Here is a 6314-nt window from a genome sequence, read left to right as displayed (position 1 = left end):
GTGCTTGGTGGGTTCCGGGGCGGGGGCCTGCTTGGTGAGGGCCTCGCCTTCGACGTCCACCGATGGGAGGACGCGGTCCAGCCACTTGGGGAGCCACCAGGCGGAGCGGCCGAGGAGCGCCAGCACCGCCGGGACGATCGCCATCCGGACCACGAAGGCGTCGAAGAAGACGGCGATGGCCAGGCCGAAGCCCATCATCTTGATCATCGGCTCGTCGGAGGCGATGAAGCCGGCGAAGACGCTGATCATGATGACGGCCGCGGCGGCGACCACGCGGGCGCCGTGGGTGAAGCCGGTGACGATCGCCTCGCGCGGCTCCTCACCGTGGACGTAGGCCTCGCGCATCCGGGTGACCAGGAAGACCTCGTAGTCCATGGCGAGGCCGAAGACGACGCCCACCAGGAAGATCGGGGCCATGGAGACGATCGGGCCGGTCTGGGCGACGCCCAGCAGGTCGGCGAGCCAGCCCCACTGGAAGACCGCGACCACCGCGCCGAGCGCGGCCAGCACCGACAGCAGGAAGCCGAGGGCGGCCTTGAGCGGCACGAGGACCGAGCGGAAGACGACCATCAGGAGGAGGAAGGCCAGGCCGACGACGAGGGCCAGGTAGGGCACAAGCGCGTCGTTGAGCTTCTCGGAGAAGTCGATGTTCATCGCCGTGGCACCGGTGACGAGGGCTTCCGCGCCGGTGTCGGCGCGGCCGGCGGCGGCGGTGTCGCGGATGGCGTGGACGAGGTCTTCGGTCTTCTTGTCGGTGGGCCCGGTGGCGGGCACGACGGTGAGCAGGGCGGTGCCGCCGGCATCGCTGAACTCCGGTTCGGTGACCATCAGGACGCCGTCCAGTGCACGGACGCGTTCGGCGACGCGGTCGACGGCGCGTTCCTGGTCGGTGTCGACGCTGCTGGCGTCGACGACCAGCATCAGCGGGCCGTTGGCGCCTGGGCCGAAGTTCTCCGACAGCAGGTCGTAGGCGCGGCGCTGGGTGGTCTCCTCGGCGCGGGAGCCGTCGTCGGGCATGCCGAGTTCGAGCTGGGAGGCCGGGACGGCGATGGCTCCGAGGCCGATGACGGCGGTGAGCAGCACGGCGACCGGGCGGCGGAGGACAAAGCGGGCCCAGCGGGTGCCGAGTGCGGGCCGGGCGTCCTCACTCGGGGTGGTGTCGGCCGTCGCCGCGCGGCGGGCGCGGCGGCCGAGTACCCGGTCGCCGGCGAAGCCGAGCACGGCCGGGACGAGGGAGACCGCGACGAGGACGGCGATGGCGACAGTCGCGGCGGCGGCGAGACCCATCTTGGTGAGCATCGGTACGCCGACGACCGCGAGTCCGGCCAGCGCGATGAGCACGGTGAGGCCGGCGAAGACGACGGCGGAACCGGCGGTGCCGACGGCCCGCCCGGCGGCGGTCTCGCCGTCGTGTCCGGCGGCCCGTTCGGCGCGGTGGCGGGAGACGATGAACAGTGCGTAGTCGATGCCGACGGCGAGGCCGATCATCGCGGCGAGGATGGATGTCGTGCCGTCGAGGTCCAGGAGGCCGCCGAGCGCGATGACGCCGCCGACGCCGATGCCGACGCCGACCAGCGCGGTGATCAGCGGCATGCCGGCGGCGACGAGTGAGCCGAAGGTGATGACCAGGACGACGGCGGCGACGAGGACGCCGACGATCTCACCGGCGCCGGTCGCGGGCGGGGTCTCCAGGGCGGTGCCGCCGGTCTCGACGGTCAGCCCGTCGGCGCGGGCGGCGTCGGCTATGGCGAGGAGCTGGTCCTGGGACTCCTCGGGCACGTCGCCCATGCCGCGTTCGAACGTGACGCGGGCGTAGGCGGTGCGGCCGTCCTCGCTGAGGGCCCTGACGGTGTAGGGGTCGGCGACGGAGGCGACCTCGGGATCCTTGGCGAGACGGGCGACGGTGCGGTCGATCGTGGCCTTGTGCGGGCCTTCGGTGATCGTTTCGCCCTTGGGGGCCTGGAAGACCATCTGGGCGGTGGCGCCGTCCGCGTGGCTCTGCGGGAAGCGCTCGTCGATGAGGTCGAAGGCGCGCTGGGCCTCGGTGCCGGGCATGGAGACGTTCATGCCGGGGGTGGACGAGGCGGTGGCGGCGGCGCCGCCGACGGCGAGCAGCAGTGCCACCCAGATGAGGGCGACCAGCCGTCGGCGCCGGTAGGAGAACCGGCCGAGTGAGGCGAGGAACGTGGCCACGGGGGCAACTCCCGTCGGGTTCAGGGTGTGACGGACCGCCCCGTCGGCGCCGGTGGCGGCGGCGGGTGGGGTCCCTGTGCGGTTGTCGGTCGGCCCGTGAGGGCGGGGCCGACGCGGAAGGACGTGGGTGGGTCAGTCGGTGGGTCAGTCGGTGGGCGGTGGTGTGTCGGTGAGGCCGAGCAGTGGTACGGCGACCTCGTCGACGAATCCGACGAGGTAGTCCTCGTCGACCTCGATCATGTCGATGGCCGGTCTGGCGAAGAGCAGGCCGAAGAACATGTGCGGCAGGTAGTCGGCCGCGGGCGGTACCTCGGCGAGTTCGCCGCGCTGGACGGCTTTCTCCAACAGACCACGGAACGCGTTGAGTTCGGGTTCGATGACGGTCTCCCGCATCGCGCGGGCGAGTTCCGGGTCGTTCTGCGCGGACTGGCCGACGGCGCGCATGAGGGCGGTGTCCTTGGCCGCGTCGCGGGCGGCCCAGCGGGCCAGCTCGCGCATGCTGTCGACGAGGTTCTCCGCTTCGAGCTCCTCGAACGGCGGTGGTGCGGCGCCGCAGCAGTCGAGCGCCGCGACGACGAGCTGCGGCTTGCTGCCCCACTGCCGGTACAGCGTGGCCTTGCTCGACTTGGTGCGGGTGGCGACGGCGTCCATGGTCAGGGCGTCGTAGCCGACCTCGCGGAGCAGGTCGAGTACGGCGTCGTAGAGTTCGCGCTCCCGCTCCGGTGTGATCTTGCTGCGCCGGGACCGGCGGGCGGTGCCCGTGGTGTCGCGGACCGGCATCACGTTCTCCTCGCTCATACGGCTCATTCAAGCCGATGCACCAAGCCGGCAGATCGCGCCGACGGATCAGGTCGAGCACCGCCTCATCGAAACGGTGTCGTTCTCCAAGAAGCGTAGGTCCGCGCCTTGCGAAACGCAAGCGGATCGATACGCGATGGTTTCGAAACTCTCGCGTGTCTCGACTCGGGTTTCACAGAAGCGGTGAGACAGCGATACTGCTGCGCAGGTCCCGACCAGACGGGAGCGGAGAACAGGCACCACCGAGGCGAGAGGCACCGCGCATGACCGAGCAGGCCGAGGAAGCGACGCTCACCGTCGACGAACTGGCGGCCCGCGCCGGGGTGACCGTCCGCACGATCCGCTTCTACAGCACCCGCGGCCTGCTGCCGCCGCCGCGCATCGGCCCGCGCCGGGTGGGCCGGTACGGCGAGGACCATCTGGCGCGGCTGGCGCTCATCGAGGAGCTGCAGAGCCAGGGCATGACCCTGTCGGCGATCGAACGCTACCTCCAGCGGCTCCCGGAGGACATGACGGCGCAGGACCTGGCCGTGCACCGGGCGCTGGTGGCCTCCTGGATGCCGGACACCACCGACGAGGTCACCCGCGAGCAGTTGGAGCGGCGGGCGGGACGTCCGTTGGACGAGAGCGATCTGCGGCGGCTGGAGCTGCTGAACGTGCTGGAGCGCACCGACGAGGCCGGGCGCTTTGTCGTGGACCCGGGACTGCTGCCGCTGGGCGTGCGGCTGCTGGAGCTGCCGATGTCGCAGGAGTCGGTACTGGCGGCTCGTCAGGTGCTGCTCGACCACGCACGGCAGGTGGCGCGGGAGCTGAGCAAACTGTTCCGCGAGGAGGTGTGGGAGCCGTACCGGGCGCAGGAGCCGGACGCGGAGCAGGTGGAGCGGATGAAGTCGCTGTCGGCGCACATGCAGCCGCTGGTGGTCCAGGCACTGCTGACGGCGTTCCAGCGCTCGCTCAGGGAGGAGCTGCGGGGCGCGTTCCCCAAGGAGCGCGTCCCGAGACTGGGCGGCTGAGCACACACGGGCCGGGTCGGCCCACCCCGCCGACGGTGGAGTGGGCCGACCCGGCAGCGGTTCACGCGTCGGAGAAGACCTCGCCGCGCTCGGCCTTCTCCCGCAGCAGCCGCGGCGGGGCGAAGCGGTCGCCGTAGCGGGCGCGCAGCTCCTCGGCCCGGGCGACGAAGCCGGGCAGGCCGCCGGGGTAGCCGTTGACGTACTGCAGGGCGCCGCCGGTCCACGGCGGGAAGCCGATGCCCATGATCGAGCCGATGTTGGCATCCGCGACGGAGGTCAGCACGCCCTCCTCCAGGCAGCGGACGGTGTCCAGCGCCTCGGCGAACAGCATCCGCTCCTTCATGTCCTCGAACGGGACGTCGGGCGCGGGGTCCTTGGCGAAGTGCTCCCGCAGTCCCGGCCACAGGCGTGTGCGCCGGCCGTCCTCGTACTCGTAGAAGCCGGCGCCGCCGCTGCGGCCCGGGCGGCCGAACTCGTCGACCATCCGGTCGATGACCTCCTCCGCCGGATGCCTGGGCAGTTCGCCGCCCTCGGCCTCCAGCGCGGCGCGGGTCTCGTCACGGATGCGGCGCGGCAGGGTCAGCGTCAGCTCGTCCATCAGGGAGAGCACCTTGGCCGGGTAGCCGGCCTGGGCGGCGGCCTGCTCGACGGAGGCCGGCTCCACACCCTCGCCGACGAGCGCCACGCCCTCGTTGAGGAACTGGCCGATGACGCGGGAGGTGAAGAAGCCGCGCGAGTCGTTGACGACGATCGGCGTCTTGTTGATCTGCCGGACCAGGTCGAAGGCACGGGCCAGCGCCTCGTCTCCGGTCTTGGCGCCGCGCACGATCTCCACCAGCGGCATCTTGTCCACCGGGGAGAAGAAGTGCAGGCCGACGAAGTCCGCCTGGCGCTCCACGCCCTCGGCGAGGCCGGTGATGGGGAGGGTGGAGGTGTTGGAGCAGAGCAGCGCGTCGGGGGCGACGACGTGCTGGACCTCCTGGAACACCTTGTGCTTGAGCTCGGTGTTCTCGAAGACGGCCTCGATGACGGCGTCGCAGCCGGCGAGGTCGCCCGGTTCGGCGGTGGGGGTGATGCGGGCCAGCAGGGCGTCCGCGTCCTCGCGGCTGCTGCGGCCCTTGGCGACGGCCTTCTCGACGAGCTTGCGCGAGTAGTCCTTGCCCTTCTCGGCCGCCTCGACGCTGACGTCCTTGAGTACCACCTCGATGCCGGCCTTCGCGCAGCTGTAGGCGATTCCGGCGCCCATCATGCCGGCGCCGAGCACCGCCGCCCGCCGCACGGTCCGCTGTTCGGGGCCGCTGGGGCGGCTGGCGCCGGCGTTGACGGCCCTCAGGTCGAAGAAGAACGCCTGGATCATGTTCTTCGAGGTCTGGCCGACGACCAGTTCGGTGAAGTACCTGCTCTCGATGGTCTGCGCGGTGTCGAAGTCGACCTGGGAGCCCTCGACGGCGGCCGCCATGACGCGCTGCTGCGCCGGGTAGGGGGCGCCGCCGGTCTGCTTGGTGAGGTTGGCGGGGAACGCCGGCAGGTTGGCGGCGAACTTCGGCTGGGCGGGCGTGCCGCCGGGGATGCGGAAGCCGGGGACGTCCCAGGGCTGCTTGGCCTCGGGGTTGGCGTCGATGAACTGCACGGCTCGGGCGAGGAGTTCGGCCGGGTCGCCGACCACCTCGTGGACCAGGCCCTTCTCGCGGGCGCGGACCGGGCGGTACTGCTGGCCCTGCAGCAGCACGTTCAGCAGCGCGTCGGCGATGCCCAGCAGCCGTACCGTGCGGACGATGCCGCCGCCGCCCGGCAGCAGGCCCAGCGTCGCCTCCGGCAGACCGATCTTGGCGCCGGGGGTGTCGAGCGCGACGCGGTGGTGGCAGGCGAGCGCGACCTCGAGGCCGCCGCCGAGCGCGGTGCCGTTGATCGCGGCGACGACGGGGCGGCCCAGGGTCTCCAGGCGGCGCAGGTCGCGCTTCATGCCCATGCCGCGGGTGAAGACCTCGTCGGCGTCCTCGGGTCCGGCGCTGCTCAGCAGCCGCAGGTCACCGCCGGCGAAGAAGGACTTCTTGGCGGAGGTGAGCACCACGCCCCGGATGTCGTCCCGCTCGGCCTCGAGCCGGTCGACGACGGCGGTCAGCGAGTCGATGAAGGCCGCGTTCATGGTGTTGGCGGACTGGTCGGGGTCGTCGAGCACGAGGGTGACGACGTCGTCGGTGCCGGGGTGGCCCTCGACGCCCCACTGCCAGCGGATCGTGGTGGGCTCGGACATGGGTGGAGTCTCCTGGCGGTTCGGCGGGTTGGCGGGGCTCTTGTCCGGAGTGGGGT

At 71.8% G+C, this 6314-nt stretch carries 4 protein-coding genes; 1 reads left to right on the top strand and 3 read right to left on the bottom strand.

The annotated features are described in order from the left end of the window. Together FNX44_RS22270 and FNX44_RS22265 are read right to left on the bottom strand one after the other, a co-directional pair. A partial coding sequence (locus FNX44_RS22270; protein WP_143650568.1) for an MMPL family transporter occupies positions 1-2193 on the bottom strand: 2193 nt, incomplete at its 3' end. Positions 2194-2337: 144 nt separating this feature from the next. Further along, positions 2338-2991 (bottom strand): TetR/AcrR family transcriptional regulator, encoded by a 654-nt coding sequence (locus FNX44_RS22265; RefSeq protein WP_228450106.1) that lies wholly within the window; start codon positions 2989-2991, stop codon positions 2338-2340. A gap of 263 nt (positions 2992-3254) precedes the next feature. On the opposite strand from FNX44_RS22265, the gene FNX44_RS22260 reads away from it, so the two are divergent. Then, positions 3255-4004 carry a MerR family transcriptional regulator gene (locus FNX44_RS22260; protein ID WP_143650567.1) on the top strand — a complete coding sequence of 250 codons (750 nt, stop codon included), beginning with the start codon at positions 3255-3257 and terminating at the stop codon, positions 4002-4004. Between the two features lie 61 nt (positions 4005-4065). Here FNX44_RS22260 and FNX44_RS22255 read toward each other — a convergent pair whose 3' ends face one another. Continuing rightward, positions 4066-6258, bottom strand: coding sequence for a 3-hydroxyacyl-CoA dehydrogenase NAD-binding domain-containing protein (locus tag FNX44_RS22255; RefSeq protein ID WP_143650566.1), 2193 nt, complete (start codon positions 6256-6258; stop codon positions 4066-4068). Positions 6259-6314 lie beyond the last annotated feature (56 nt).

Source organism: Streptomyces alkaliterrae (assembly GCF_007097205.2).
Lineage (GTDB): Bacteria > Actinomycetota > Actinomycetes > Streptomycetales > Streptomycetaceae > Streptomyces > Streptomyces alkaliterrae.
Note: the sequence above shows the minus strand (reverse complement) of the source record. Positions and strands in the feature narration are given on the sequence as shown.